General features: G+C 69.6%; 27 protein-coding genes. 11 read left to right on the forward strand and 16 right to left on the reverse strand.

What is annotated here, in order from left to right:
• Positions 1-190 precede the first annotated feature (190 nt).
• The 4 genes from K244_RS0105070 to K244_RS0105085 are packed head-to-tail and all read right to left on the reverse strand — an operon-like array spanning position 191 to position 3,509.
• Positions 191-886 carry a (5-formylfuran-3-yl)methyl phosphate synthase gene (locus tag K244_RS0105070; RefSeq protein WP_020185165.1) on the reverse strand — a complete coding sequence of 232 codons (696 nt, stop codon included), beginning with the start codon at positions 884-886 and terminating at the stop codon, positions 191-193.
• Positions 883-1,452, reverse strand: a complete 570-nt coding sequence (locus tag K244_RS0105075) for a DUF447 domain-containing protein (protein WP_020185166.1) — start codon at positions 1,450-1,452, stop codon at positions 883-885. The genes K244_RS0105070 and K244_RS0105075 overlap by 4 nt, the downstream gene beginning before the upstream one ends.
• Complete coding sequence (locus K244_RS0105080) at positions 1,453-2,916, reverse strand: DUF6513 domain-containing protein (protein ID WP_020185167.1); 1,464 nt, start codon at positions 2,914-2,916, stop codon at positions 1,453-1,455. It lies immediately after the preceding gene.
• The gene (locus K244_RS0105085) at positions 2,913-3,509 is read right to left on the reverse strand and encodes a hypothetical protein (RefSeq protein WP_020185168.1); all 597 of its coding nucleotides are present in this window, start codon (positions 3,507-3,509) and stop codon (positions 2,913-2,915) included. The genes K244_RS0105080 and K244_RS0105085 overlap by 4 nt, the downstream gene beginning before the upstream one ends.
• 243 nt (positions 3,510-3,752) lie before the next feature.
• On the opposite strand from K244_RS0105085, the gene K244_RS0105090 reads away from it, so the two are divergent.
• The 5 genes from K244_RS0105090 (at position 3,753) to K244_RS21505 (ending at position 9,131) form a co-directional block, all read left to right on the forward strand.
• Positions 3,753-4,148: a cytochrome c family protein gene (locus tag K244_RS0105090; protein ID WP_020185169.1), complete on the forward strand. Its 396-nt coding sequence runs from the start codon at positions 3,753-3,755 to the stop codon at positions 4,146-4,148.
• Between the two features lie 56 nt (positions 4,149-4,204).
• Positions 4,205-5,185, forward strand: a complete 981-nt coding sequence (locus K244_RS0105095; protein WP_020185170.1) for a quinoprotein relay system zinc metallohydrolase 2 — start codon at positions 4,205-4,207, stop codon at positions 5,183-5,185.
• Positions 5,186-5,676: 491 nt separating this feature from the next.
• Positions 5,677-7,440: a lanthanide-dependent methanol dehydrogenase XoxF5 gene (gene xoxF5 / locus K244_RS0105100; RefSeq protein ID WP_280949668.1), complete on the forward strand. Its 1,764-nt coding sequence runs from the start codon at positions 5,677-5,679 to the stop codon at positions 7,438-7,440.
• A gap of 147 nt (positions 7,441-7,587) precedes the next feature.
• Positions 7,588-8,451: a substrate-binding domain-containing protein gene (locus tag K244_RS0105105; RefSeq protein WP_036305491.1), complete on the forward strand. Its 864-nt coding sequence runs from the start codon at positions 7,588-7,590 to the stop codon at positions 8,449-8,451.
• A gap of 116 nt (positions 8,452-8,567) precedes the next feature.
• Positions 8,568-9,131, forward strand: a complete 564-nt coding sequence (locus K244_RS21505; protein ID WP_245259740.1) for a PQQ-dependent catabolism-associated CXXCW motif protein — start codon at positions 8,568-8,570, stop codon at positions 9,129-9,131.
• A gap of 38 nt (positions 9,132-9,169) precedes the next feature.
• On the opposite strand, the gene K244_RS0105115 is transcribed toward K244_RS21505, so the two are convergent.
• From K244_RS0105115 to rpsF, 12 genes are all read right to left on the reverse strand, one after another.
• Positions 9,170-9,916 (reverse strand): SDR family NAD(P)-dependent oxidoreductase, encoded by a 747-nt coding sequence (locus K244_RS0105115; RefSeq protein WP_020185174.1) that lies wholly within the window; start codon positions 9,914-9,916, stop codon positions 9,170-9,172.
• 36 nt (positions 9,917-9,952) lie between these two features.
• Positions 9,953-11,440: an amidophosphoribosyltransferase gene (gene purF, locus K244_RS0105120; RefSeq protein WP_020185175.1), complete on the reverse strand. Its 1,488-nt coding sequence runs from the start codon at positions 11,438-11,440 to the stop codon at positions 9,953-9,955.
• A gap of 66 nt (positions 11,441-11,506) precedes the next feature.
• Positions 11,507-12,175 carry a CvpA family protein gene (locus tag K244_RS0105125; protein ID WP_020185176.1) on the reverse strand — a complete coding sequence of 223 codons (669 nt, stop codon included), beginning with the start codon at positions 12,173-12,175 and terminating at the stop codon, positions 11,507-11,509.
• A gap of 89 nt (positions 12,176-12,264) precedes the next feature.
• Entirely contained in the window at positions 12,265-13,680 is a 1,416-nt protein-coding gene (gene radA, locus K244_RS0105130) for a DNA repair protein RadA (RefSeq protein WP_020185177.1), read from the reverse strand.
• Between the two features lie 4 nt (positions 13,681-13,684).
• Positions 13,685-13,984: a type II toxin-antitoxin system RelE/ParE family toxin gene (locus K244_RS0105135; RefSeq protein WP_020185178.1), complete on the reverse strand. Its 300-nt coding sequence runs from the start codon at positions 13,982-13,984 to the stop codon at positions 13,685-13,687.
• Positions 13,981-14,259 carry a type II toxin-antitoxin system ParD family antitoxin gene (locus K244_RS0105140; RefSeq protein ID WP_020185179.1) on the reverse strand — a complete coding sequence of 93 codons (279 nt, stop codon included), beginning with the start codon at positions 14,257-14,259 and terminating at the stop codon, positions 13,981-13,983. Before K244_RS0105140 ends, K244_RS0105135 begins: the two co-directional genes overlap by 4 nt.
• Positions 14,260-14,325: 66 nt before the next feature.
• The gene (gene alr, locus K244_RS0105145; RefSeq protein WP_020185180.1) at positions 14,326-15,432 is read right to left on the reverse strand and encodes an alanine racemase; all 1,107 of its coding nucleotides are present in this window, start codon (positions 15,430-15,432) and stop codon (positions 14,326-14,328) included.
• 19 nt (positions 15,433-15,451) lie between these two features.
• Positions 15,452-16,942: a replicative DNA helicase gene (locus tag K244_RS0105150; protein ID WP_020185181.1), complete on the reverse strand. Its 1,491-nt coding sequence runs from the start codon at positions 16,940-16,942 to the stop codon at positions 15,452-15,454.
• A 225-nt stretch (positions 16,943-17,167) separates the two neighbouring features.
• A complete protein-coding gene (gene rplI, locus K244_RS0105155) occupies positions 17,168-17,767 on the reverse strand; it encodes a 50S ribosomal protein L9 (RefSeq protein WP_020185182.1) in 600 nt (199 codons plus the stop codon).
• A gap of 34 nt (positions 17,768-17,801) precedes the next feature.
• Positions 17,802-18,773 (reverse strand): DUF2232 domain-containing protein, encoded by a 972-nt coding sequence (locus K244_RS0105160; RefSeq protein WP_020185183.1) that lies wholly within the window; start codon positions 18,771-18,773, stop codon positions 17,802-17,804.
• A 221-nt stretch (positions 18,774-18,994) separates the two neighbouring features.
• Positions 18,995-19,252: a 30S ribosomal protein S18 gene (rpsR, locus tag K244_RS0105165; protein WP_020185184.1), complete on the reverse strand. Its 258-nt coding sequence runs from the start codon at positions 19,250-19,252 to the stop codon at positions 18,995-18,997.
• On the reverse strand, positions 19,252-19,731 hold the full coding sequence (gene rpsF / locus K244_RS0105170; protein WP_020185185.1) for a 30S ribosomal protein S6: 480 nt from the start codon (positions 19,729-19,731) through the stop codon (positions 19,252-19,254). Before rpsF ends, rpsR begins: the two co-directional genes overlap by 1 nt.
• Positions 19,732-20,114: 383 nt before the next feature.
• Here rpsF and fabD point away from each other — a divergent pair, with 383 nt between their 5' ends.
• The 6 genes from fabD to K244_RS0105200 all read left to right on the forward strand — a co-directional run bounded on the left by fabD (position 20,115) and on the right by K244_RS0105200 (position 26,086).
• A complete protein-coding gene (gene fabD / locus K244_RS0105175) occupies positions 20,115-21,065 on the forward strand; it encodes an ACP S-malonyltransferase (RefSeq protein ID WP_024816324.1) in 951 nt (316 codons plus the stop codon).
• A 37-nt stretch (positions 21,066-21,102) separates the two neighbouring features.
• A complete protein-coding gene (gene fabG / locus K244_RS0105180) occupies positions 21,103-21,840 on the forward strand; it encodes a 3-oxoacyl-[acyl-carrier-protein] reductase (RefSeq protein WP_020185187.1) in 738 nt (245 codons plus the stop codon).
• Between the two features lie 269 nt (positions 21,841-22,109).
• Positions 22,110-22,352, forward strand: a complete 243-nt coding sequence (locus K244_RS0105185) for an acyl carrier protein (protein ID WP_020185188.1) — start codon at positions 22,110-22,112, stop codon at positions 22,350-22,352.
• 67 nt (positions 22,353-22,419) lie between these two features.
• Positions 22,420-23,685, forward strand: coding sequence for a beta-ketoacyl-ACP synthase II (gene fabF, locus K244_RS0105190; protein ID WP_024816325.1), 1,266 nt, complete (start codon positions 22,420-22,422; stop codon positions 23,683-23,685).
• Between the two features lie 96 nt (positions 23,686-23,781).
• A complete protein-coding gene (gene mltG, locus K244_RS0105195; protein WP_020185190.1) occupies positions 23,782-25,113 on the forward strand; it encodes an endolytic transglycosylase MltG in 1,332 nt (443 codons plus the stop codon).
• 82 nt (positions 25,114-25,195) lie between these two features.
• Entirely contained in the window at positions 25,196-26,086 is an 891-nt protein-coding gene (locus tag K244_RS0105200; protein ID WP_020185191.1) for a YicC/YloC family endoribonuclease, read from the forward strand.
• Positions 26,087-26,090: the final 4 nt, after the last annotated feature.

Genomic DNA, 26,090 nt, shown 5'->3' on the forward strand with positions numbered 1-26,090 from the left:
AGCTCGCGGCTGATCACAAACCGCAGGTGGGGCGGAGTGCGTGCTTCGAGACGCCCGCAAAAGGCGGGCTCCTCAGCATGAGGACGTTGTTACGTTTGGAAACAAAGACCTCCTCAGGCTGAGGAGCCGCCCAAAAGGCGGCGTCTCGAAGCACGCACCCCAATAGACGACGCTGAGTTTCCAGACGCCTTCAGGCCGCGGCGCGCCGGCCCTTGAGCGCGGCGCGGACACGGGCGACCGCTTCGGCGTCGAGCCGGCCGGTTCGCCCGCCGTCGCAGAGCGCGCCGCGGAAGCCGAGGTAGTCGGGCGCGAGCCGCGCGAGCGGGGCGACGTCCGCCAGCGCGAGAGACCCCGCGAGCCCCGTCAGCAGGTGTCGTCCACGAGCGGTCGCCACGAAGGCGGCGAGCGCCGCGTCGTCCATATGGCGGCGCAGGCCGCCTGCGGCCTTGTCGGCGGTGTCCACCATGACGCCGGCGAAGCCTGCGTCGGCGGCCGCGTCGACCAGGGCGAGGTCCACGCCGAGATCCGCGAAGAACACGGCGATCAGCCGGGTCCGCTGCGCCAGGCGGCGGAGCGCGTCGAGGCAGGCGAGGGCGCCGTCAGCCCGGACGCCGAGCTTCACCAGCGGCACGCCGGTGGCGGCGACCCGCTCCGCCGCCGCCACCACGATCTCCGGCCGCATGGGCTGATCGCCGATGGTGGCGCTGAGCGCAGGCGCTTCCGGCCCCCAGCCGCGCCAGCGTGCGACGGCGGCTTCCAGCGCGGCTGTGTCCCAGGCGCCCAGCGCGCCCTTGGCCGGGTCCTTCAGGTCGACGATGTCGGCGCCGCCGATGCGGACGGCCTCCATCTCGTCCGGGTTCGCGACGCTCGCCAGAAAGCCGGTCACGACGCCGCCTTCGCGCGGTGCGCGTTCACCGCGTCGAGCAGCCAGCCCCAGGCCTCGCGCTCCGCCTCGCCCGCGGTCTTGTCGATCGCGATCTGGAGATAGGCGATCTCGGCCTCGATCTTTTCAGCCGGCAGCATGTGGAGGCGGCTCACAAGCACCGCGCCTTCGAGCACGGCGGCGATCGCCCGGTTGAGCCCGGGGAAGGGGCGGAGCGCGACCTGCCGCGTCGTGCGGCAGGTCAGCTTCGGCCGCTGGCCATGCTCGTCCTCGATCGCCGTCACCTCGACCTCGTCGCAGGCGAGCGCCGCCATGAGCCGGACCGAGGCTACCGACTCGGCCGGCTCGGTCGGCCACTCCGGCCGGCGCTTGGTGACGCAGCCTGCGAACACCCGCGCGTCGTCCGTGAAGTTCACGACGCCGCAGCGGGTTGAGAGGAAGTTCTCAAGCGTGCGCGAAGGCCGGAACGGCTGCAGCAGCCAGCCGCCGTCGATCGGGGTCGCCCCCATCGGGGCCACGTGGGGGACGCCCTCGGGCGAGAGCGTCGTGACGATGGTCTCGCGGATCACTTAGGGCTGGTCCTCGGGTTCGTCCGGCGTCGCGGCGTCAGGCGCGCGTTTCGCCCGCTCCGCGCGCTTGTCGGCGAAGGTCGCACCGGCGTTCTTGAAGCTCAGCTTGTGGGCCTCTTCAAGGCTCTGCGCCGTCTCGCCCGCGACGCCGAACTTCAGCGCCTCGTCCTGCGCGTAGCGCTTGCCGAGCCGGAAGGCGATCTCGGCGCGGGCGGTCTCGACGCCGAGGTAGAACGCGTGGCCGGCGTCGCCCTCGACCGCGAGATGCGGGAAATGGTCGAACGGATCGACCGCGATGCGGTGGCCGTCACGGTTGAAGACGTGGACGCCCTCTTCGCTAACTTCGATCCGGTAGTTCCGGTCGCGAATCTCTTTCGCCAGGTCGGCGATCTCGGCCGCGGTAGAGGCGACAGGCTTGCGGTCGCGCAGCGCCATCAGCCCGGAGCCGAAGCCCTGCGGCAGGGAGCCGGCCTCGCGCGCCGCGAAGTACTCGCGCCGGGCCCGGTCGAACTCGCGCACCGCCGTCCGGCAGTGCGGGCTGACCTGGACCGCGAGAACCGCCTGTATCCGAAGCTCCGAGATCATACCCATGAGGATGGCGTTGATCCCCGTGGTGTCGGCGTCGGTCAGCTCGGTGACGTTGCCGATACCCATCAGGATCGACGCCTCCGGCCGCAGCCGCCGCAGCTCAGTGTAGCGCACCACCGAAGCGGTGAAGCCGAAGTGGATCGGGTCGAGGATCGGGTCGGCGAGATAGGGCAGGCCCTTCGCGTCCATCGCGTCCATGGCACGCAGCAGCGACTCGAGGTCGCCGGGGTTCGCCGGCACCAGCACGGGCACGGCCGCGCCCTCGTCGGCGATGGCGAGCGTGTGTTCGTTGAGGCTCAGCAGATGGTGCGCCCCCGCCCGGTTGGCGCGGGCGAGCTCGTCCGGGTTCGCCGAATCGACGCTGACCCTGCAGCCGTCCGCGATCAGCGCGGCGATGGTCGCTTCGAGATGCGGGAAGTCGGTGTCCGGCATGCAGCCGAGGTCGACCACGTCCGCGCCCTCGGCCCGGAGCGCCCGCGCCCGCTCCACGACGCCGTCGACGTCGAGCGTGGTGGCGTCGACGATCTCGGCGAAGATCGCGCAGTCGTGGCGCGACAGGTCCAGCTCCACGCCGCCGCGTCCGAAGAACGCCGGCAGGTCCGCGAGCTCCTCCGGCCCGCGCACGAAGGGCACGCCGAAGTGACGGGAGAGGCGCTCGAGATCGCCGCGGAAGCGGCCGGGCATCACGGCGCGGTCGACGTTGTCCGGCAGCGTGAGGCGGCGCTCGATGATCTCGGCCGTCATCAGCGCCGCGACCTTCACGCCGACGTTGACCACCTGCGGCTGCAGCGCCTCGCTCGCGAGCTGCTCCGCGAGCTTGACGAGCCGCGCTTCCGCGAGCGAGCCGGTGACGAGGGCGACCTTCTCCCCGCTCATGCCGCGGTCCTTGCGGGGCGCAGCGCCTGGGCGAGGTTGGCCACCTCGACGCAGACGATCTCGCCGGAAAAACGTACGGCGAGCGTCGGAAAGTAAGGGTCGACGAGACCGGCCTCGACCCAGCCGCGGGGGCCGGCCCCGGCGGCCGCCGGCGCCGACTTCACCAGCACCAGACGTTTGGCGCCCAACGTCAGCGCCAGCCACAGCGCGAGGCTGTCGGAGGTCACGTCCCAGCTCGCCGGCACGTCGGCGCCGAGCGCCATCCGCGATGGCGCCCACAGGCCACCCTGTCCGTCGCGCACCGCGGTCACCACCTCGTCCGCCTCGGCGCGAAGGCGGAGGGCCGGGCGGAGGCTCGCGAGCGCGAGCGCGGTCTGCTCCATGGCGAGGATCGCCATCCCATGCGCGGCGCGGTCGTCGAAGCCGACTTCCGACTGGGCGCGGCGAACTGCGTCCGCGAACGGCCCGCCGCCGGGGACGACGAAGGCGCGCGCCGCGGCGCAGGCGTCGAGCGCCGCGCGCAGCGTCGGGGCGGCCAGCAGGCTGCCGCCGAGCTTCACGATCGGGGAGGGCGCAGAGGCGCGCTCAAGCATGAAAGTCCAGGCTCCTCGGGAGGCTCGGGATGGCTCGACGCTCTCCTACCCCCGCGCGCCGCGCATTCCAAGGAGCGAACCGGCGCAGGACCCCCACGGGGCGTATCGTGGCCCTCGAACCCATACCAAAGACTGCGACATTTCGGCCTTCCAACGGCGGTTGCCCTGCCACATGTAACGCTTCTAATTCCAATCGGCGGCGCGCGCCGCCGTCACGACAAACAATCCGGAGGACGCCAACCCATGATCCGCCATGTGACTCTCGCCGCCGCGACCATCGCTCTTTCGACGCTCGCTACCGGCGCTTTCGCGCAGGACGCGACCAAGGGCGAAGCCGTGTTCAAACGGTGCGGCTCCTGTCACGCGGTCGGCGAAGGCGCCGCCGACAAGGCCGGCCCGGAACTGAACGGCGTCGTCGGCCGCAAGATCGCCTCGACCGGCTTCGCCTATGACGACGCGCTGAAGACCTTCGGCGAAGGCAAGAACTGGGACGAGGCCACCCTCGACAAGTGGCTGGAGAACCCGAAGGCGCTCGTTCCCGGCAACAAGATGGCCTTCGCCGGCCTCAAGAAGGAAGACGACCGCAAGAACGTCATCGCCTACCTCGCCCAGTTCGACGAGACCGGCAAGAAGAAGTGATCGAAGGTTCGTGACGGCCGGCCTCGCCGGCTCCCGCTCCAACGAAAGCTGACGCTATGAACGACCGCCTCCCGTCGCGCACGGGGCCGTCGGCCGCTCGCGAAGCCGCCCGAATCCTTGGGCGGCTTTTTGCGTTCTGGGCCGCCCTGACGCTCGTCGCGGCTGCTCCCGCCGCAGCCGCGGAGCCGCTGCCGACGAAAGAGGTCGCGCCGGGCGTGTTCGTCTACGAGGCGCCGATCCAGCTCATTGCGCCGTCGAACGAGGGTGCGATCGCCAACGTCGGCTTCGTGGTCGGGCGGGACGCGGTCGCGGTGATCGACACCGGCAACTCGCGGATCGCCGGCAAACGACTGCTGGCCGCGGTGCGCGCCCGGACCGCTCTGCCGATCCGCTACGTCGTCAACACGCACATGCACCCCGACCACGTGCTCGGCGACGTCGCCTTCCGGGAGGAGGGCGCGACCGTGGTCGGCCACGCCAAGCTGGCGCGGGCGCTTCAGGCCCGGGCGCAGACCTACCTCGACGCCGGCAAGCGGCTGCTCGGCGCGAGCTTCGACGGGACGGAGGCCGTCCTGCCGGCGACGTCGATCGCGGAGCCCACGACGCTGGACCTGGGCGGACGCGCGCTGAAGCTCGAGCCCTGGCCGACCGCCCACACCGACAACGACCTCACCGTGCTGGACGAGGCGACGGGCACCTGGTTCCTCGGCGACCTCGTCTTCCTCGGCCATCTGCCGAGCATCGACGGCTCGCTCGAGGGCTGGGTCAAGGTAATGGGAACGCTCGCGACCCGGCCGGCGGCGCGGATCGTGCCGGGCCACGGTCCGGCCTTCGCGTCCTGGCCCGAGGCGCTCGGCCCGCAGCGGCGCTACTTCGACCGCTTGCGCGCCGACGTCGAGACGTTGATGGCCGGCGGCGCGACTCTCCGCCAGGCCTCGGAGAAAGCCGGCCTCGCCGAGCGCGACGCCTGGGCGCTGTTCGACGAGTTCAACAGCCGCAACGCGATCGAAGCCTACCGCGAACAGGAGTGGCGCTGACGGGGTCCCGAATCGGGGCGCCGCGGCCCATCCACCCATCCTACCACGACTAAAGTATTAAACTTTGAGGCGTGGCTTGGAACGGTCCAATTCTGCAGACCTTGGAAGCTTTCCGCGATTTCGACGGGTTCGCCCCTACTGCGTTGCACTATAATAAGTTCGCAAACGCAGCAAAATCATAATAATGCTCTTATATCTTAAAGTCCTGTTGCGTGCCTTGGGGAAGCGTTCTAGGGTCCCCGCAGTCTTCAGCTTCAACGCTAGAGCCTCTAGGGGTGACAGCGGTTCGTAGGTCTAGTCCGGGGTGAGCCTCGAGGCGACAATGTCGAGGATAAAAATCCCGACGGACCGTGACACGATGAGGGAGGCGCAAGTCCAATAATAAAGATTACGCTGCAGTAAAAACTGCGGCTGCCTAAGGACTGCGTTTAAGAGGGAGAATACGAATGCGCAATGTCGCAATCGCGGCGGGCCTGCTGGGCACCGTCGCTATGGCACTGCCGGCGCTGGCGAATGACAGCGTCTCAACGATCCTGAAGGATCCCAAGCAGTGGGGCATCCAGACCGGCGACTACGCCAACACCCGCTACTCCAAGCTCGATCAGATCACGGCGAAGAACGTCGATAAGCTCCAGGTCGCCTGGACCTTCTCGACCGGCGTGCTCCGCGGCCACGAAGGCGGCCCGCTCGTGATCGGCGACATCATGTATGTCCACACGCCGTTCCCGAACAATGTGTTCGCGCTCGACCTGAACGACAACGGCCGCATCATCTGGAAGTACGAGCCGAAGCAGGATCCGAACGTCATCCCGGTGATGTGCTGCGACACGGTCAACCGTGGCCTGGCCTACGCTGACGGCAAGATCCTGCTGCACCAGGCTGACACCACGCTCGTGGCGCTCGACGCCAAGTCGGGCAAGAAGGTGTGGTCGGTCGTCAACGGCGACCCGAAGAAGGGCGAGACCAACACCGCGACCGTTCTCCCGGTCAAGGACAAGGTCATCGTCGGCATCTCCGGCGGCGAGTTCGGCGTGCGCGGCTCGGTCACGGCCTACAACATCGCTGACGGCAAGCTTGCTTGGCGCGGCTACTCGATGGGCCCCGACGCGGACATGCTCGTCGACCCCGAGAAGACCCTCGAGCACGGCAAGCCGGTCGGCAAGGACAGCTCGCTGAAGACCTGGCAGGGCGACCAGTGGAAGATCGGCGGCGGCTCGACCTGGGGCTGGTACTCCTACGATCCGAAGCTGAACCTCGTGTACTACGGTTCGGGCAACCCCTCGACCTGGAACCCGAAGCAGCGCCCCGGCGACAACAAGTGGTCGATGACCGTGTTCGCCCGTGACGCCGACACCGGCGTGGCGAAGTGGGTCTACCAGATGACGCCCCACGACGAGTGGGACTTCGACGGCATCAACGAGATGATCCTCACGGATCAGAAGATCGACGGCAAGGAGCGCCCGCTCCTGACGCACTTCGACCGTAACGGCTTCGGCTACACGCTGGACCGCGCCACGGGCGAGCTGCTGGTCGCCGAGAAGTACGACCCGGTGGTGAACTGGGCCACCAAGGTCGACATGGACAAGTCGTCCAAGACCTACGGCCGGCCGCTCGTCGTCGCCAAGTACTCCACTGAGCAGAACGGCGAAGACGTGAACTCGCAGGGCATCTGCCCGGCGGCTCTCGGCACCAAGGACCAGCAGCCTGCGGCGTACTCGCCGGAGACCGAGCTGTTCTACGTCCCGACCAACCACGTCTGCATGGACTACGAGCCCTTCCAGGTCTCGTACACCGCCGGACAGCCCTACGTCGGCGCGACCCTCTCGATGTACGCGGCCCCGAACAGCCATGGCGGCATGGGCAACTTCATCGCTTGGGACGGCAAGAAGGGTAAGATCGTTTGGTCCAACAAGGAGCAGTTCTCCGTGTGGTCCGGCGCTCTCGCGACCGCTGGCGGCGTGGTGTTCTACGGCACGCTCGAAGGCTACCTGAAGGCTGTCGACGCCAAGTCGGGCAAGGAACTGTATAAGTTCAAGACCCCGTCCGGCATCATCGGCAACGTCATGACCTACGAGCACAAGGGCCAGCAGTACGTTGCGGTGCTCTCGGGCGTCGGCGGCTGGGCCGGCATCGGCCTCGCGGCTGGCCTGACCAACTCGACGGACGGCCTCGGCGCGGTCGGCGGTTACGCCGCTCTCGCCCAGTACACCGCCTTGGGCGGCCAGCTGACGGTGTTCAAGCTGCCGAACTCGTAAGCTGACGGACGACCTCAGGTCGTACTGAAAATCGGGGGCCCGGCCATTGGTTGATCCAGTGGCCGGGCTCTTCCGTATTTGGAGCTGAACTTAAGAAGATCATAAAGACTGGCGCCGAATACGGCGCACAGCGGAAGGATGCGCCTTATGGAGTCTTTCGGTCGACGTCGTGTTTCGACGCCGTTTCTCAGCTTGAGCTTTGCGGCCGCAGCCCTCGTGGCTGGCCTGAGCGGCCCCGCCGCGGCCCAGACCTCCGACCTCGTCAACCGCGCGACGCTTCGCGTCTGCGCCGATCCGGCGGACATGCCGCTGTCGAACGAAAAGGGCGAAGGTTTCGAGAACAAGCTTGCCGATCTGCTCGCGAAGGATCTCGGCGTGCCCGTGGACTACACGTGGTTCCCGCAGGCGACTGGCTTCTACCGCATGACGCTCGGCAGCAAGCGCTGCGACGTGGTGATGGGCTTCGTCGCCGCCGGCGATCCCGTGCTCAACACCAATCCCTATTTCAAGTCCGCCTGGGTGCTGATCTCAAAGAAGGGTGGCGCGCTCGACGGCGTCGACACGCTCACCGATCCCAAAGTCAAGGAGACCCGTCTCGGCGTCATCGCCGGCACGGCGCCGGCGAGCCACATGGTGCGCGACGGCCTGATCATCCGCGCCCGGCCCTATTCGCTAATGGTGGACCGGCGGTTCGACTCGCCCGCCGAGCAGATGCTGCGCGACATCGACGCCGGAGAGATCGACGGCGGCATCCTCTGGGGCCCGATCGGCGGCTATTTCGCGACCGTGAAGGGCGAGGGCAAGTACAACGTCGTGCCGCTGGTGAAGGAGCCGGGACAGCCGCCGATGACCTATCGCATCACGATGGGCATCCGGCCGAACGAGCTGAACTGGAAGCACCGGCTGAACGAGTTCATCGCCAAGAACCAGGACGAGATCAACAAGATCCTGCTCGACTACGGCGTGCCGCTGCTCGACGAGCAGGACAAGCCGATCACCGTGGCGCGTTGAGGCGGGCTGGCGTGGGCGGCGGGCTCGAGGCGAGGCGCGGCGCTTCGGGACGCTGGCCGAGGCGCGCCGCGCTTCGCCTCGTCTTGGTCGGCTCCGCGCTTGGGTGCCTCGCGAGCGTGGGGTCGCCGGCGCCCGCCGCCGCGGCTCCGGCGGAGGACGCGATCACGGATCCGACCCCGCCCGAGCCTTCGGACTACCGGATGGACGGCTACCGCAGCCCCACCCCCGCGACCCTGGCGGGGGCCCGCGTGCTCGACACCGCGATGGCCGAAGCGGCCTGGCGGGACAAGTCCGTCCTGCTGATCGACGTCATGCCCCGGCCGGAGAAACCCGCCAACCTGCCCGCCGGCACGATCTGGCGCGACCACGCGCGCGACCACATCCCCGGCACGCCGTGGCTGGTGAACGTGGGCTACGGCAAGCTTTCGCCCGACATGAGCCGGTTTTTCGCCGACAGCCTGACGGCGCTCACCGGCGGCGACAAGGCGAGGCCGATCGCCTTCTACTGCCGGGCGGCCTGCTGGATGTCCTGGAACGCCGCCAAGCGGGCGATTGAATGGGGTTACGCGCGCGTCGGGTGGTATCCCGAGGGAACGGACGGCTGGGAGGCCGCGAAGCTGCCGCTGGAGCCGGCCACGCCCTACCGGCTCGACACACCCGGTCCGCAGGCTCCGCAGTAAAAGGTTCAGCGTCAGGGGATCTCGGCGGGAGGCGGCCGTCACTCCGGTGCGCGGAAGCTCTGCAGCGTGTTCGTCGGGAAATCATAGAGCTTGCCGGTCTCGGCGAAGCTCGGCAGGCAGAGCGCGACGATCCTGGGAGCGAGCTCCGCCGGGGTGCGCAGCGTTTCGGGGTCTTCGCTCGGCATGGCGCTCGCGCGCATCTTGGTGCGCAGCGGCCCGGGGTTCACCAGCGTCACCTTTACGGGCGTGTTGGTGCGCGTCTCGGCCGCGTAGGAGCGAGCGAGCGCCTCGACACCGGCTTTGGTGACGGCGTAGGGGCCCCAGTAGGCGCGGTCCTTGTGGACGACTCCCGAGCTCAGGAACACGGCCCGGCCGGCGTCCGAGGCGCGCAGAAGCGGGTCCAGCGAGCGGATCAGCCGCCAGTTCGCGGTCAGGTTGACCGCGACGATCTTGTCCCAGTCCTTCGGCTCGACATGGCCGAGCGGAGTCAGCGGACCGAGCTGTCCCGCGTTCGCCACCAGCGCGTCGAGCTTTCCGAAGCGCTGGTAGAGCGCGCCGCCCAGCCGGTCGATGGCGTCGAAGTCGTCGATCGGGAAGGGGGCCAGCGTCGCCTGCCCCCCGACGGCCTTGATCGCGTCATCGAGCTCCTCAAGCCCACCCTGCGTACGCGCGGTCGCGACCACATGGGCGCCGGCCTCGGCCAACGCCAACGCCGTCGCGTAGCCGATGCCGCGGGAGGCTCCGGTGACCACCGCGACGCGGCCGGCGAGGGGTTTGTCGGTCATGGGCTGTCGGTCCGAGTGAGGCGGCGAGCCGAAGCGTCAGCTCGCTTCGGCGATCAGCGACAGCTGGCGGGGGTGCTCGCCGGTCCGGTCGGTCAGCGGCGTCGGGTAGTCGCCGGTGAAGCAATGGTCGGCGAACTGCGGGCGCAGGTCGTCGCGGCCCTCGTAGCCCATGGCCCGGTAGAGGCCCTCGACCGAGAGGAAAGCGAGCGAGTCGGCGCCGATGAGCTCGCGCATCTGCTCGAGGCTGTGGGTCGCCGCCAGCAGCTTTTCGCGCTCCGGCGTGTCGATGCCGTAGTAGTCGGAGTAGAGGATCGGCGGGCAGGCGAGGCGGAAGTGCACCTCCTTGGCGCCGGCGTCGCGCATCATCTTGACGATCTTGCGCGAGGTGGTGCCGCGCACGAGGCTGTCGTCGACGAGCACGATGCGCTTGCCCTCGATCTGGCTGCGGTTCGCGCTGTGCTTCATGCGGACGCCGAGTTCGCGCACGCCCTGGGTCGGCTGAATGAAGGTGCGGCCGACGTAGTGGTTGCGGATGATGCCGAGCTCGAAGGGCACGCCGCACTCCCGGCTGAAGCCGAGCGCCGAGGGCACGCCGGAGTCCGGGATCGGCACGATGACGTCGGCCTCGGGCGCGGATTCGCGCGCGAGTTCGATGCCCATGCGCTTGCGGACTTCATAGACCGACTGCCCCTGCACGACCGAATCCGGCCGGGCGAAGTAGACGAACTCGAAGATGCAGGGCTGCATCCGCTGCGGCGGGAACGGACGCAGCGACTGCACGCCCTCGTCGGTGATGACCACCACTTCGCCGTTGTCGACGTCGCGGATGTACTTCGCGCCGATGATGTCGAGCGCGCAGGTCTCCGACGTCAGGATGTAGCAGCCGTCGAGCTCGCCCAGGATCAGCGGGCGGATGCCGAGCGGGTCGCGCGCGCCGATCATCTTCTTGGTCGAGAGCGCGACCAGCGCGTAGGCGCCTTCGATCTCGCGCAGCGCGTTGACGAAGCGGTCCATGATCCGGGGCCGCCGGCTCTGCGCGATCAGATGGAGGATCACCTCGGTGTCCGAGGTCGACTGGCAGATGGCGCCGGCCTTCACCAGCTCGCGGCGCAGCGTCAGCGCGTTGGTCAAGTTTCCGTTGTGGGCGACGGCGAGCCCGCCCGCGTCGAGCTCCGCGAACAGCGGCTGGACGTTCCGGAGGATGGTCTCGCCGGTCGTCGAGTAGCGGTTGTGGCCGATCGCGGCGCGGCCGGGGAGGCGTCGGATGACCTCGGCGTCGGAGAAGTGGTCGCCCACCAGGCCGAGGCGCTTCTCCGCGTGAAAGCGCTTGTTGTCGTAGGAGACGATGCCCGCAGCCTCCTGGCCCCGGTGCTGCAGCGCGTGCAGGCCGAGCGCCGTCAGGGCGGCGGCTTCGGGGTGCCCGAAGACGCCGAAGACGCCGCACTCCTCATGGAGACGGTCGGACTCGACGTCGAACCAGTCTTCCACGACGTTCGGCGCCTGGGAAGGCTCAGAAACGGTCATGACGTTCGTCTCCCTGAGGCGCGACTGTCGCCTCTCGCATCCGGCCGCGCGAGCCGCGCGCGATCGTCACTGGCTCGGACGGCCGTTCCTGTCGAGCAGGTTCTGCAGTCCCTGCCGATCCTGAGTGCTCGGCCCAGCCGGGCCGTCGTCCGCCGGCGGCGCCGAGTCCGGCGTCGCAGGCGCGGCGGGATTCGCCGCGTCGCCGCTTTCGCCGTCGCGCCGCTTGAGTTTCTGCAAGATGGTGCTCTCGGGATCGTCCGGCAACAGCGCGAGAAGCTGATCACCTGCGCTCTGCAGGATGGGCTTCGACCCCGCGGTGCGGAACCACTCCGGCTGACCCTTCTCGGGCACCAGCCAGGTGAAGAACAGGAACGCGATCACCACCAGCAGCAGCCCGCGGGCCGCGCCGAAGACGAAGCCGAGCGTCCGGTCGAGCGGACCGATCCGGCTGTCGAGGATCGCGTCGGAGATCTTCATCGTGATGAAGGACACGACAAGCAGGGTCACGACGAAGATGCCGCCGGCGGCGACGACGTCGGCGATCTGCGGCGGGTTGAACTTGATGTGCTCGCGGGCGAGCGTCCGCGCCGGCTCGAAGAAGTAGATCGTGGCGGCGGTGGCCGCGACCCAGGAGGCGATCGCCAGCACTTCGCGGGTGACGCCGCGCACCATGGCGAGGCCCGCCGAGATCAGCATCACGGCGATCAGCACGACGTCGAGCAGGGTGATTGTCATCTACGCGATCGAGCCTGACTCGGGATCATGTGCGGAATACCACCTTCGGGCGGGGCGCGCGCTCTCTATACAGCGGGCGCCTTGCCGCGTCACGCGCCTTTGATGCGACCTTGCTGCGCATCAGCCCGTGCGGCCAAGCGGGCCACGAGCGCGTCAAGCGCGGGAACGGCGATCGGGGAGACGCCCGCGTCGGTCGCGGCTTCGGCGGCCGCCGCCGGCAGGACGGCGCGGGTGAAGCCCAGGCGCGCCGCCTCCCGCAGCCGCGGGCCCGGGTGAGACACCGGCCGCACCGCCCCGGTGAGGCCGATCTCCCCGAAGAACACCGCGTCCACCGGCAGCGCCGTTCCCATCAGCGAGGACACCAGAGCGGCCGCGACGGCGAGGTCGGCGGCCGGCTCCTGCACGCGCATGCCGCCCGCCACCGCGAGGTGCACGTCGTGGCTGCCGAGCCGGACGCCGCAGCGCGCCTCCAGCACCGCGAGCACCATGGCGAGGCGCGGCCCGTCCCAGCCAACGACGGCGCGCCGCGGCGTGCCGAGGCTGGTCGGCACCACGAGCGCCTGGATCTCGACGAGGATCGGACGCGAGCCCTCGAGGCCTGCGAGCACCGCGGTTCCGGGGGCGTCGGGCTCGCGATCTCCGAGGAAAAGGGCCGAGGGGTTCGTCACCTCCTCGAGCCCGTCACCGGTCATGGCGAAGACGCCGATCTCATCGGTCGGGCCGAAGCGGTTCTTCTGGGCGCGGAGGATGCGGAAGTCGCGGCCCGAATCGCCCTCGAACGACAGCACCGCGTCGACCATGTGCTCGACGACCCGAGGGCCTGCGATCTGGCCGTCCTTGGTGACGTGGCCGACGAGGATGACGCAGGCGCCCGTGGTCTTGGCGTAGCGGATCATCGCCTGCGCCGCCGCGCGCACCTGGGTGACCGTGCCCGGCGCGGATTCGACCTGGCCGGTCCACAGCGTCTGGATCGAATCGATGATGACAAGCTTCGGCGTCTCGCCGTTCTTCAGCGTCGCGAGGATGTCCTCGACGTTGGTCTCAGCCGCGAGCGCGACCGGCGCCTCGTGCAGGCCGAGCCTCTGGGCGCGCATCCGCACCTGCGCCGGCGCCTCTTCGCCGGAGACGTAGACGACGCGATGTCCGGCGTTCGCCAGCGCGGCGCTCGCCTGAAGCAAGAGCGTGGACTTGCCGATGCCGGGTTCGCCGCCGAGCAGCAGCACCGAGCCGTGCACGAAGCCGCCGCCGGTGACGCGGTCCAGTTCGCCGAGGCCCGACACGAGGCGTGGCGCTTCGTCGGTCGCACCGGACAGGCCCTCGAGGACGACGATCCGTCCCTTGCCTAGCGCGCGCGCGGCGGTCGACGACCCGCCGCCGGGCAGAGGCGCGGCGGCGGCCTCCTCGACGATCGCGTTCCAGGCGCCGCAGGCCTCGCACTTCCCCTGCCAGCGCGAAGACACCGCGCCGCAGGCCTGGCAGACGAAGGAGGGTTTTGATCGGGCCATCGGATCAGTCGAACTCCGCAAACAGGGCGTCGAGGTCCCGAGCGCCATGAACGATCCGAAGAACGATCACCCCGTGATCGTCGACGACGTAGACGATCACGTGACCTTTTTCGATCAGCCGGCGGAAAGGCCGCCCTGCCGCATTGGGTTGGGGCGAGCCGCGATCGGGAAAGGTCGACAGGGAAAGCGCCGCGGAGATCACGTCGTCAAGGAGGCGCCGCGCCTGGTCCGGATTGCGTTCGGCGTGAAATAGGTAGGCGTCCTCGAGGTCGCGGTTCGCCTGCCGCGAAAATCTGACGTTCATTTGCGCGCGTGGCGCCGCGTTATGGCCTCATGGCGGCGATCGAGATTGGCGCGGATCTCCTGCTCGGAAAGAGCATGACCGGTTTCGACGTCCGCCAGCGCGTCCTCGAAGGACGCTTCAAGCGCCGCGCGACGGGCGCGGAGCGTCGCTTCGTGATCTTCGAGAAACCGCAACCCCGCGCGCACCACTTCGCTCGCGTTGTTGTAGCGTCCGGAGGCCACGAGGCTCCGAACGAACGCCTCGAAGTGGTCGCCGAGCGCGTAGCTGGATGGCATCACCGAACCCCTGTATTATCACCTGTTGATAATAAGCGGCGGGTCCTGCGTGTTCAATCTGGAAGCTCAGCCCATGAACCGACGTTCGTGTCGGCGCCCGAGCCCCGTCAGCACCTCGTAGCCGATGGTGCCGCATGCGCGGGCGAGATCATCGACGCCGATCGTGTCGCCGAGGATCTCGACCCACCCGCCGCGGGCGACCGGCTCCGGCGCGTCGGTGACGTCGACCGCGATGAGGTCCATCGATATCCGGCCGACATAGGGGCAGGGAACTCCCCCGACCGCCGCCGCGGCGCCGGGCGCGCCGTCCTCCGAGCCGCCGGCGCGAAGGACGCCGTCGGCGTAGCCCACCGACACGATCGCGAGCTTGGTGCGCCGACGGAGGCGTTCGGCCCCGCCGTAGCCGACGACCGCGCCGGCGGGCGCCTCGCGCACCTGGGCCACGCGGGCCTCGAGCCGCACCACGGGTCGAAGCGCGGCGGGACGCCCGGCGATGGGATTGGCGCCATAGAGCGCGACGCCGGGCCGGCGGAGATGAAAGCCCAGCCCCCCGCCGTCCGTCTCCCGCAGAAGCGTCCCGGCGGAGTTCGCGAGACTGGCCGGGACGCCGGGCGCCTGCGCGCACAGCTCGGCGAACAGGGCGCGCTGACGCCCCGTCTCGGGCCGCAACGGTTCGTCGGCGCAGGCGAGGTGGCTCATCAGCAGCGCCGGCGTGAAGGGCAGGCGGGGCAGCAGGTCGCGCGCCTGGTCCGGGTCGAGGCCGAGCCGCGTCATGCCCGTGTCGACATGCACCGCGGCTTGGCCGCGCGCTCCGCTCGCCGCGTGGAAAGCGGCCCATTCCAGTATCTCGTCGACGCAGCCCAGCACGGGGCGCGCGTCGATCGCGGCGAAGGCGTCGCAGGCGCCGGGCGGCAGGCCGTTCAGCACGTAGATCGTGGCGTTCGGGACGGCGCCGCGCACCGCCCGCGCCTCGGACAGGTGCGCGACGAAGAAGGTCTTGGCGCCCGCGCGCGCCAGCGCCGGCGCGGCCTCGGCGATGCCGAGGCCATAGGCGTCGGCCTTCACCACGGCGGCGCATTCGGAGGTGGGATCGAGCCGGGCGAGAAAGCTCCAGTTGGCGGCGAGCGCCCCGAGATCGATGGTCAGCCGGCCGCCGGCGAAGGAGTCGCTCATCACGCGTCGCCCGAACGATTCACATCTGGTCCGGCAGATGATCGAGCTGGGCGAGGTTGCCGAAGCGCGTGAACTCCGCCTCGAACTGCAGCAGCACCGAGCCGGTCGGGCCATGGCGCTGCTTGCCGATGATCACCTCGGCCTTGCCGGCGACGTTCTCCATCTCCGACATCCACTGGTCGAACTCGGGCGTGCCTTCGCGGGGCTTCTTGTTCTTCACGTAGTACTCTTCGCGGAACACGAACAGCACCACGTCGGCGTCCTGCTCGATCGAGCCGGATTCGCGCAGGTCGGACAGCTGCGGGCGCTTGTCCTCGCGGCTCTCGACCTGGCGGGAGAGCTGGGACAGCGCGATGATCGGCACGTTCAGCTCCTTGGCGAGCGCCTTCATGCCGGTCGTGATCTCGGTCATCTCCTGCACGCGGTTCTCGCCCTTCTTGGCGGAGCCGGACAGCAGCTGGAGGTAGTCCACGACCATCAGGTCGAGGCCCTTGGAGCGCTTCAGCCTGCGGGCGCGGGCGGCGAGCTGGGCGATCGACAGGCCGCCGGTCTCGTCGATGAACAGCGGCACGCGCTGCATCTCGGCGACGGCTTCGGTCAACTTGAAGAAGTCGCTCTCGAGGATGTCGCCGCGGCGGATCTTGGACGACGAGATCGAGGCCTGCTCGGCTATGATTCGGGTGGCGAGCTGCTCGGCCGACATTTCCAGCGAGAAGAAGCCGACGACGCCGCCGTTGATCGTCTTCATGCGCCCGTCGGGCTGCAGTTCGCCCTGGTAGGCGCTCGCCACGTTGTAGGCGATGTTCGTCACGAGCGAGGTTTTGCCCATCGCCGGGCGTCCGGCGAGGATGATCAAGTCGGAGGCCTGCAGGCCGCCCATCAGCCGGTCGAGGTCCGTCAGGCCGGTCGCGACGCCCGAAAGTCCGCCGTCGCGCTTGTAGGCGGCGGCCGCCATGTCGACGGCGGTCGCGAGCGCCTGCGCGAACGGCTGGAAGCCGCCGTCGTAGCGGCCGGTCTCGGCGAGGGCGAACAGCCTGCGCTCGGCCTGCTCGATCTGGTCGCGCGGGGTGGCGTCGACGCCCGCGTCGAAGGCCTCGTTGACGAGCTCTTCGCCGATCCCGATCAGCGAGCGGCGGATGGCGAGGTCGTAGATCGACCGGCCGTAGTCCTCGGCGTTGATGACGGTCGTCGCTTCCGCCGCGAGCCGCGCGAGGTACTGCGGCGTCGTCATGCCGCCGAGGTCGAGGTCCTGCGGCAGGAAGGTCTTGATGGTGACGGGGGTCGCGGACTTGCCGGCGCGGACGAGGCTGGTGACGATCTCGTAGATGCGCTGGTGCAGGCCCTCGTGGAAATGGCCCGGCTCCAGAAAGTCGGACACGCGCCAGAAGGCGTCGTTGTTCACGAGCAGGGCGCCCAGCAGCGCCTGCTCCGCCTCGACGTTCGACGGCGCCTGCCGGTAGGCGGGCTCCGGGTCCATCAGGCGGCGGGCGAGAGAATCGGCTTGGGCCATGGCTGAGGTGTCTTCGGCTGCGGCTGGTTTAACGGACCCTAACACGACGAGAACGAAGCGAGATCGCAGCCGCCGGAATCCCGCCGTCGTGCCCGATTCACACAAGCGGGAATATTGAGGCGCCTGAGTCGGTTGACTCGGGGGCTACGCCTTGTCCCGACCCGAAACGGAAACGCCCGGCGTTGAGGCCGGGCGTCCGCAGATGAACTCAAAGCCGGAAAGCGCTCAGCGCGCCTCGTCTTCGTCGTCCCGCTCGCCGTCGTTGTCGTCGCGATTGCGGCGGCCGCGACGGTCGTCGTCGTCCTCGGAGAAGGTCTCGAACGCCGGACCTTCCTCACGCACCGACAGATCCTCGCCCGCGACCTGGCGCTCGGCTTCGGCCTCGGAGCGGGCGACGTTGACCGAGACGGACACCTCGACCTCCGGGTGCAGGCGCACCGGCACGGTGTGGATGCCGATGGTCTTGATCGGAGTGTGGAGCACGACCTGGTTGCGCGCCACGCTGAAGCTCGCCTTGGTCAGCGCCTCGGCGACGTCGCGGGCCGACACCGACCCGTAGAGCTGGCCGGTCTCGCCCGCCTGCCGGACGAGCACGACCGTCGTGCCGTCGAGCTTCTCGCCGATCGTTTCGGCTTCCTGCTTGAGCTCGAGGTTGCGGGCCTCGAGCTGGGCGCGCTGGCCTTCGAACTTCTGACGGTTGGCGTCGTTGGCGCGGAGCGCCTTGTGCGTCGGCAGCAGGAAGTTGCGGGCGTAGCCGTCCTTGACGCGGACTTCGTCGCCCATCTGGCCCAGACGGGCGATGCGCTCGAGCAGAATGACTTGCATGGTGGTCTCCTAAAGGTGTGAGGGGTTGGATCGGTCAGGGCAGGGGGGCGGTCGCCGTGGGCGGGGAGCCCGGCGGCGGACCGAAGCGCTTGCGGACGCCGATCGTCTGCTCCGCCACGCCGAGGACGGCGAGGAAGACGCCGACCCAGGGCTGGATCAGCAGCAGCGCGTAGACGCCGAAGAGGATGAGGCCGCGCGTCGGCATGGCGCGGGTGGTGACGTGGACCACCGCGAGGCCGAGCATGGCGAAAGCGACGAGGAAGGTGGCGGCGAAGAGCTCCGCGATCAATCCGACGAGGCCGGGGAGAAGCGAGGCGGCCGAAGCCCCGAGGAAGGCGAGGTCCGCCGTCCGGGGATAGCTCATCGCCGAGATCTGCGGCCAGGGCCGCACGAGACGGCCCGACGCGCGGGTGATCCGCCCGGCGAGCCATAGGTTGAAGACCGACGACACCGTCCAAAGCGCGGCCGCCATGATCGGAAGCGCCGCGGTCAGGAGGTTGATCAGCGCCTCGCGGTTCTCCGGCGCGGGAAGCGCGGGCGCTCCGGCGCGGTCGCGGAAGAGCTCCTCGAACAGCGCCCTCAGCGCCGCGCGGTACTCCTCGAGCGAGGACGCGACGAGCGGGATCGACAGCGCCACGAGGGCGGCGCCGATGACCGCGGACCACAGCACGAGGCGGCCGATCGGATACCATTCGGTCGCGGCGCCGTCGGCGCCCGGACGGGCGAGCAGGGCGAGATAGGCGAGCCACCAGGCGGGGAGCCCGACGCCGACGGCGTGGAACGCGCCAGCCGACGCGCCGACCCCGAGGAACAGGGCGATCGCGGCGACGGCCGCGCCGATCAGCCCGGCGTGGTGGCGCCAGCCGAGCCCGGCCAGCAGGATGGGAAGCGGGGCGACGTAGAACAGGAAGACCGCCAGCGGCGATCCCGACGCGGCCGACGCGTAGAGCAGGGCGGACGCCAGTCCGGCTCCGAGGCCTATCAGGAAAAGCGGCGCGTTGGTCATCGGTCGTCCTGCTGTCCCGCTCCGGCGTTCGGAGCGGTTAGGGCGAGGTCTTGAGCCCCGCCCAACGGCGCCGTCCGGAGACGCGCGCCTTGGGAAGTGTCGTCATCCCGGCCGCAGAGCCGGGATCGTCAGAAAAAAGCATGCCTTCCGGAACGCGATCCCGGACCGCCGCTTTGCGGCGTCCGGGATGACTTGAGGGCGGGCGATCGTCCGCCCTCAAGTCACTTGATGACGTAGGGCAGCAGGCCGAGGAAGCGCGCGCGCTTGATGGCGCGAGCGAGCTCACGCTGCTTCTTGGCGGAGACCGCCGTGATGCGCGAGGGCACGATCTTGCCGCGCTCGGAAATGTAGCGCTGCAGCAGACGCACGTCCTTGTGGTCGATCTTCGGCGCGCCGGCGCCCGAGAACGGGCAGGTCTTGCGACGGCGGAAGAACGGGCGGCGCTGCGTGCCGCCGGCCGAGGGAACGGTGGTCGCCATCACTCGGCCCCTTCGCTGCGCGGAGCGCGCTCTTCACGATCGCGGCGGAACCCGCCGCCGCCCGGACGTTCGCCGCCACCTTCACGGTCGCGACGGAAGCCGCCGCGCTCGCCGTCGCGGCCACCGCCGCGGGGGCGGTCGTCGCGGTCGTCGCGGTCGCGGCGCTGCAGCATGGCCGACGGGCCTTCCTCGAGCTCTTCGACCTTCAGGGTCAGAATGCGGAGGATGTCTTCGCTGATGCCCTGCTGGCGCTCGAGTTCGGCCACCGCCGCGGCGGGCGCGTCGATGTTGAGCAGCGTGTAGTGGGCCTTGCGGTTCTTCTTGATGCGGTAGGCGAGCGGCTTCACGCCCCAGTACTCGGTCTTCTTGACCTGACCGCCGAGCCCTTCGAGCACGGCCTTGTACTGTTCGATGAGAGCCTCGACCTGCTGCGACGTCACGTCCTGGCGCGCCAGGAAAACGTGTTCGTAAAGCGGCATGAGGGTACGAACCTTCTTCCAGTGAACGACTGCCGTCCGGCGCGAAGCCCTCCGAGCCCGCGAAGGCTCGAACGAATTCTCGAAGGCGGAGACACGGGAGATCGGATCATGCGATCCTGGTCGGGCCGGCCCAAACGGCGGACGAGCCCAAAACCTCTCCGTTCAGCCCCCAGCCGAACGACGCGAAGCGCGCCGTATAGGGGATTGGCCGTTTGGACGCAAGGATTAGAGGGCGCACGGCCGATCCTGAGGCCCGGCGCAAGCCCTGCTCTTAAGGATTCACGCCGGCGCTCTTGAGAATTAGGGAGCGCTCGCTGCCTTGACACTTCCGCCCAAGGCCTGCTTTGCACGCGCCGACCAGAAACGCGACAAGGGCCGTCCACGTGAGCATCGCCTTGATTTTCCCGGGGCAGGGAAGCCAGCAGGTCGGCATGGGCCGGGCGCTGGCCGACAGCTTCGCGCCCGCCCGCGCGGTGTTCGAAGAGGTCGACGCGGCGCTGGGCCAAGCGCTTTCGACCGTCATCTTCGAAGGGCCCGACGACGCGCTCATGCTGACAGCCAACGCGCAGCCCGCGCTGATGGCGGTGAGCCTCGCCGCGATGCGGGTGCTCGAAGCCGAGGCCGGCCTCGACGTGTCCCGCCACGCCGCCTTCGTGGCGGGCCATTCGCTCGGCGAATACTCCGCGCTCGCGGCCGCCGGCAGCCTGACGATCGCGGACGCGGCGCGGCTGCTTCGGATCCGCGGCGACGCCATGCAGAAGGCGGTCCCGGTCGGCGCCGGCGCCATGGCCGCGCTTCTCGGCCTCGACCTTGAGACGGCGCGCTCCGTCGCGTCCGAGGCGGCGGAGGGCGAGGTCTGCCAGGCCGCGAACGACAACGCGCCGGGACAGGTCGTCGTCTCCGGCGCGAAGGCCGCGGTCGAGCGCGCCATCGCCATCGCCAAGACGCAAGGCGCCAAGCGCGCGGTGTTGCTGCCGGTCTCGGCGCCGTTTCACTGCGCCTTGATGCAGCCGGCCGCCGACGTCATGGCTGAGGCGCTGGCGGGCGTTAAGATCTCCGCCCCGAAGGCGCCGCTGGTGGCGAACGTCACCGCAAGCCCGCTGAACGATCCGGAAGACATCCGCCAGCGCCTGATCGAGCAAGTCACCGGCGCCGTCCGCTGGCGCGAGTCGGTCGGCTTCATGGCCAACGCCGGCGTCACCCGTTTCATTGAGATCGGCGCCGGCAAGGTGCTGGCCGGTCTCGTCAAGCGCAACGCGGAGGGCGCGACCGGCGAATCCGTCGGCGCCCCCGACGACGTCGCCCGTCTCAAGAGCGACGGCGCGTTCGGGTGATTCTGGCTCGTCCGCCGGACGGTAGAGGATAAAGCTCATGTTCGATCTCACCGGGCGCACGGCGCTCGTCACCGGCGCGACCGGCGGCATCGGCGGCGCCATCGCCAGGGCGTTGCACGCGCAAGGCGCGGCCGTCGCGCTGTCGGGCACGCGCCGGGAGGCGCTGGAGGCCCTGGCCGCCGAACTCGGCGAGCGCGCGCACGTTCTCCCCGCCGACCTGAAGGACGGCGCCGCCGTGGACGCGCTTCCCGGCCAGGCCGAGGCCGCGCTTGGCGGTCTCGACGTGGTCGTCCACAACGCCGGCATCACCCGCGACAACCTGTTCCTTCGGATGAAGGACGACGAGTGGGCGGACGTGATCGCGGTGAACCTCACCGCAGGCTTCCGGCTCTACCGCGCGGCCGTCAAAGGCATGATGAAGCGCCGCCGCGGCCGGCTGATCGGCATCACCTCGGTGGTCGGCGTCACCGGCAATCCGGGGCAGGGCAACTACGCCGCTTCGAAGGCCGGCCTGATCGGCATGACCAAGTCGCTGGCGGCCGAGGTCGCGAGCCGCGGCATCACCGTGAACTGCATCGCGCCGGGCTTCATCGAGAGCCCGATGACCGACGCGCTGAACGAGAAGCAGAAGGAGGCCTCGCTCGCCCACATCCCGCTCGGCCGTTTCGGCCAGGGCGCGGAGATCGCGGCGGCCGCGGTCTATCTCGCCAGCGACGAAGCCTCTTACGTCACCGGCCACACGCTGCAGGTCAACGGCGGCATCGCGATGATCTGACCGTCCCTCTTAGGGACGGCGGACGCCCGGCGACTGGCGTGCGGCCATGCGACATGATACCAGACGCCGGTCCTTTGTGGGGGCGTCTGGAACGACACGGAACTGCGGGATCCCCAACGCTGTTCGCGCCACGACGAAAAGGGATTGCCGGAACCGCGTTCCGCCTTCAAAAAGCCCTCTCGGAAGATTCGCGCCTCAAGACGAGATCGTCGGGCGCAGTGTTCCGGCGAGACGATCTTCCGAACGAGAACCATCGAAGGATTACGTAGATGAGCGACATTGCCGAACGCGTGAAGAAGATCGTGATCGAGCATCTCGGCGTCGACGCCGACAAGGTCACCGAGAACGCGAGCTTCATCGACGACCTCGGCGCTGACAGCCTCGACACCGTCGAGCTGGTGATGGCCTTCGAGGAAGAGTTCGGCTGCGAGATCCCGGACGACGCCGCCGAGACCATCCTGACGGTCGGCGACGCGACCAAGTTCCTTGAGAAGAACGCCGCGCAGGCTTGATCCTGCTCGATGATCGGCGACCGGCGGGTGGCATGGTGAACGGAAAGCAGTTCCTGTGAGCGACGGCATGAGGCGCGTCGTCGTCACGGGCATGGGCCTTGTGACCCCGCTCGGGTCGGGCGTCGAGACGGTCTGGAAGCGTCTTCTGGCGGGCGAAAGCGGCGTCCGGAAGATCGATCAGTTCCAGGTCGACGACCTGCCCGCACGGATCGCTGGCATCATCCCACGCGGCGACGGGTCCGACGGGACGTTCAACGCCGACGACTGGATGGAGCCCAAGGAGCAGCGGAAGGTCGACGACTTTATCGTCTTCGCCGTCGCCGCCGCCGACCAGGCCCTCGCCGACAGCGGCTGGAAGCCCGAGACGGACGACGAGCGCTACGCGACCGGCGTCCTGATCGGTTCCGGCATCGGCGGCCTGCAGGGCATCGAGGAGGCGTCCCACGTCCTTCGCGACAAGGGTCCGCGCCGCCTGTCGCCGTTCTTCATCCCCGGCCGCCTGATCAACCTGGCCTCCGGCCATGTCTCGATCAAGCATGGCCTGAAAGGACCGAACCACGCGGTCGTCACGGCCTGCTCCACCGGCGCGCACGCCATCGGCGACGCCGCTCGGCTGATCGCGCTGGGCGACGCCGACGTGATGGTGGCGGGCGGCACGGAGTCGCCGGTTTGCCGCCTCGCGGTCGCCGGCTTCGCCGCGTGCCGGGCGCTCTCCACCGGCTTCAACGACGAGCCGGAACGCGGCTCCCGGCCCTACGACCGCGCCCGCGACGGCTTCGTCATGGGCGAGGGCGCCGGCGTCGTCGTGCTCGAGGAGTTCGAGCACGCCAAGGCGCGCGGGGCCAAGATCTACGGCGAAGTCGTCGGCTACGGCCTGTCCGGCGACGCCTACCACATCACCTCGCCGTCGCTCGACGGCGACGGCGCCTATCGCTGCATGACGGCCGCGCTGAAGCGCGCCGGCGTCTCGCCGGGCGAGGTTGACTACATCAACGCCCACGGCACCTCGACGCCGCTCGGCGACGAGATCGAGCTCGGGGCCGTCACCCGGCTCGTCGGCAACGCCGCGTCCGAGATGACGATGTCCTCGACCAAATCCGCGATCGGGCACCTGCTCGGCGCCGCAGGTTCGGTCGAGGCGATCTTCTCGCTGCTGGCGATCCGCGACCAGATCGCGCCGCCGACGCTCAATCTCGAAGACCCTTCGGTGGAAACCGCGATCGATCTCGTTCCGAAGACGGCGAAGCCGTTGCCGATCGAGGTGGCGCTCTCGAACTCGTTCGGGTTTGGCGGCACCAACGCGTCGCTGGTGTTCCGCCGCCATCACGCCTGAGCAGCGGGCGAGATTCGCCACATTCGCGCCTAGAGTGGCGTTGAACGGACGACTCACGGCGGCGCGCAAGCCGCCCGCAAGGCCTGGAGGGCCGCGTTGACCGACGAGGGCACGGCTTCCGAGAACAAGCGTCCCGTCCCGGTCACGCCCGTGACCCCGACGTCGCAGCCGAGGACCGCGGCGCCGAAGCCGGCCCCGCCCGTCGCGGGGCAGGCCGAGGCGACGCCGGCGGACCGCCGGGTGGCCTCTAAGGGCCCCGAGACCCCGCCGCCTCCGCCCCCTGCGAAGAAGCGCGCGCGCCGACGGCACGGCGCCGTGGTCGGCTATCTCAGCGGCATATTCACCTTCCTCAGCCTCGTCGCGCTCGCGGCCGCCGGCGCGTTCTACTACGGCAAGGTGACCTTCGATCAGCCAGGACCGCTGGCGCAGGAAACCTCGATCCTGATACCGCGCAACCAAGGCGTCTCCGAGATCTCGGACCAGCTCGCGCGCGCCGGGGTGATCGACCACCCCAAGGTGTTCGAGATCGGCGTCCGGCTCTACCGCAACAACGACAAGCTGCGCTACGGCGAGTATGGCTTTCCCGCCGGCGTCTCCATGCGCGAGGCGATGGAGATCCTGGTCTCCGGCAAGGCGATCGAGCACGCGCTGACGATCCCGGAAGGCCTCACCAGCCTGCAGATCGTCGAGCGCCTGCGCGAGGCGCCGCTGCTGACGGGCGACGTCCGCGAAATTCCCCCGGAGGGCTCGCTGCTGCCGGAGACCTACCGCTACACCCGCGGCATGTCCCGCGTGCAGCTCGTCTCCCGCATGCAGCAAGAGCAGAAGGATCTGCTGGAGCGCGTGTGGCGCGAGCGCGACCCCGCCGTGCCCGTCAAGACGCCGGCGGACCTCGTCACGCTGGCCTCGCTGGTCGAGCGCGAGACCGGCGTCGCCGAAGAGCGCGCGCGGGTCGCCGCCGTGTTCGTCAACCGGCTGACCAAGGGCATGCGGCTCCAGTCCGACCCCACGATCGTCTATGGCCTCGTCGGCGGCCGGGCCACGCTCGGGCGCAGCCTCACGCGCACCGACATCCAGTCGCGCACGCCGTACAACACCTATGTGATCACCGGGCTGCCCGCGGGTCCGATCGCGAACCCCGGGCGTCAGGCCCTCGAAGCGGCGGCGCAGCCGGCCAAGACCGGCGAGCTCTACTTCGTCGCCGACGGGACCGGCGGCCACGCCTTCGGCAAGACCCTGCTCGAGCACAACCGCAACGTCCAGAAATGGCGCCAGATCGAGCGCACGCGCGGCGCGCCCGCCGACCGCGTGGCGCCCGACGACGCGGCCCCGGAGCCTGACGACGCGGCGGCCGAGACCCCGCCCTCGGGCGCCGCTCCGGCGTCCTCGACGCCCCCCGCCAGACCGGAGCGGCGCCGCGGCGGCTGAGGCCGGCCCGGTCGCCGCCGCACGATCGACATCTGCGGCGTGAACGGGTTCGACCGGGCGCCGCGAGCCTGGAGAACGATCCATGCCCCTCGCCAGCATGACAGGCTTCGCGCGCCTCGCCGGAAGCCGCGGCGACCTGAGCTGGACCTGGGAGATCCGCAGCGTCAACGCCAAAGGGCTCGACCTGCGGCTGCGGACCCCGCCGGGCTTCGACGCGATCGAACCGGCCGCGCGGCAGGCGGCAGGCGCCCGGCTCCATCGCGGGACGGTGCATGCGACCCTGACGGTCGACCGACCCACGCGGACGGGCGTCGCGCGCGTGAACGAAGAGGCGCTGGCGGCCGTCGTCGCGGCGGCGCGGGCGATCGCGGAACGGCTGCCCGACGCCGGACCCGTGTCCATCGACGGACTGCTCGCCCAGCGCGGCGTGGTGGAGTTCGTCGAACCCGAAGACGACCTCGAGGAGCGCGCCGCGCTGGAGGCGGCGGTGCTCGCGGATTTCTCGGTCGCGCTCGACGCCCTGGTGGCGGCGCGCGCAGGCGAAGGCGCGGCGCTGGAGTCGATCCTCGCCGAGCGCCTCGCGACCATCGAGACGCTGACCGCCGACGCCGACGCCTGCCCGGCGCGGCGGCCCGAGGCGGTGGCGAAGAAGCTCGCCGATCAGGTCAAGGCGCTCGTCGGGACCGGGGTCGCGCTCGATCCCGACCGGCTGCACCAGGAGGCCGCGCTGATCGCGACCCGCGCCGACGTACGGGAGGAGATCGACCGGCTCGTCGCCCATGTCGCGGCCGCCCGCCAGCTCCTCGGCGAGGGCGTCGCGGTCGGTCGGCGGCTCGATTTCCTGGCGCAGGAGTTCGGTCGCGAGTCGAACACGCTGTCGGCCAAGTCCAACGACCGCAGCCTCACGGCGATCGGTCTCGAGCTCAAGGCCGTCGTGGAGCAGTTCCGCGAGCAGGTCCAGAACGTGGAGTGACCGA

The sequence above is a fragment of the Methylopila sp. 73B genome, from assembly GCF_000526315.1.
Taxonomy (GTDB): Bacteria; Pseudomonadota; Alphaproteobacteria; order Rhizobiales; family Methylopilaceae; genus Methylopila.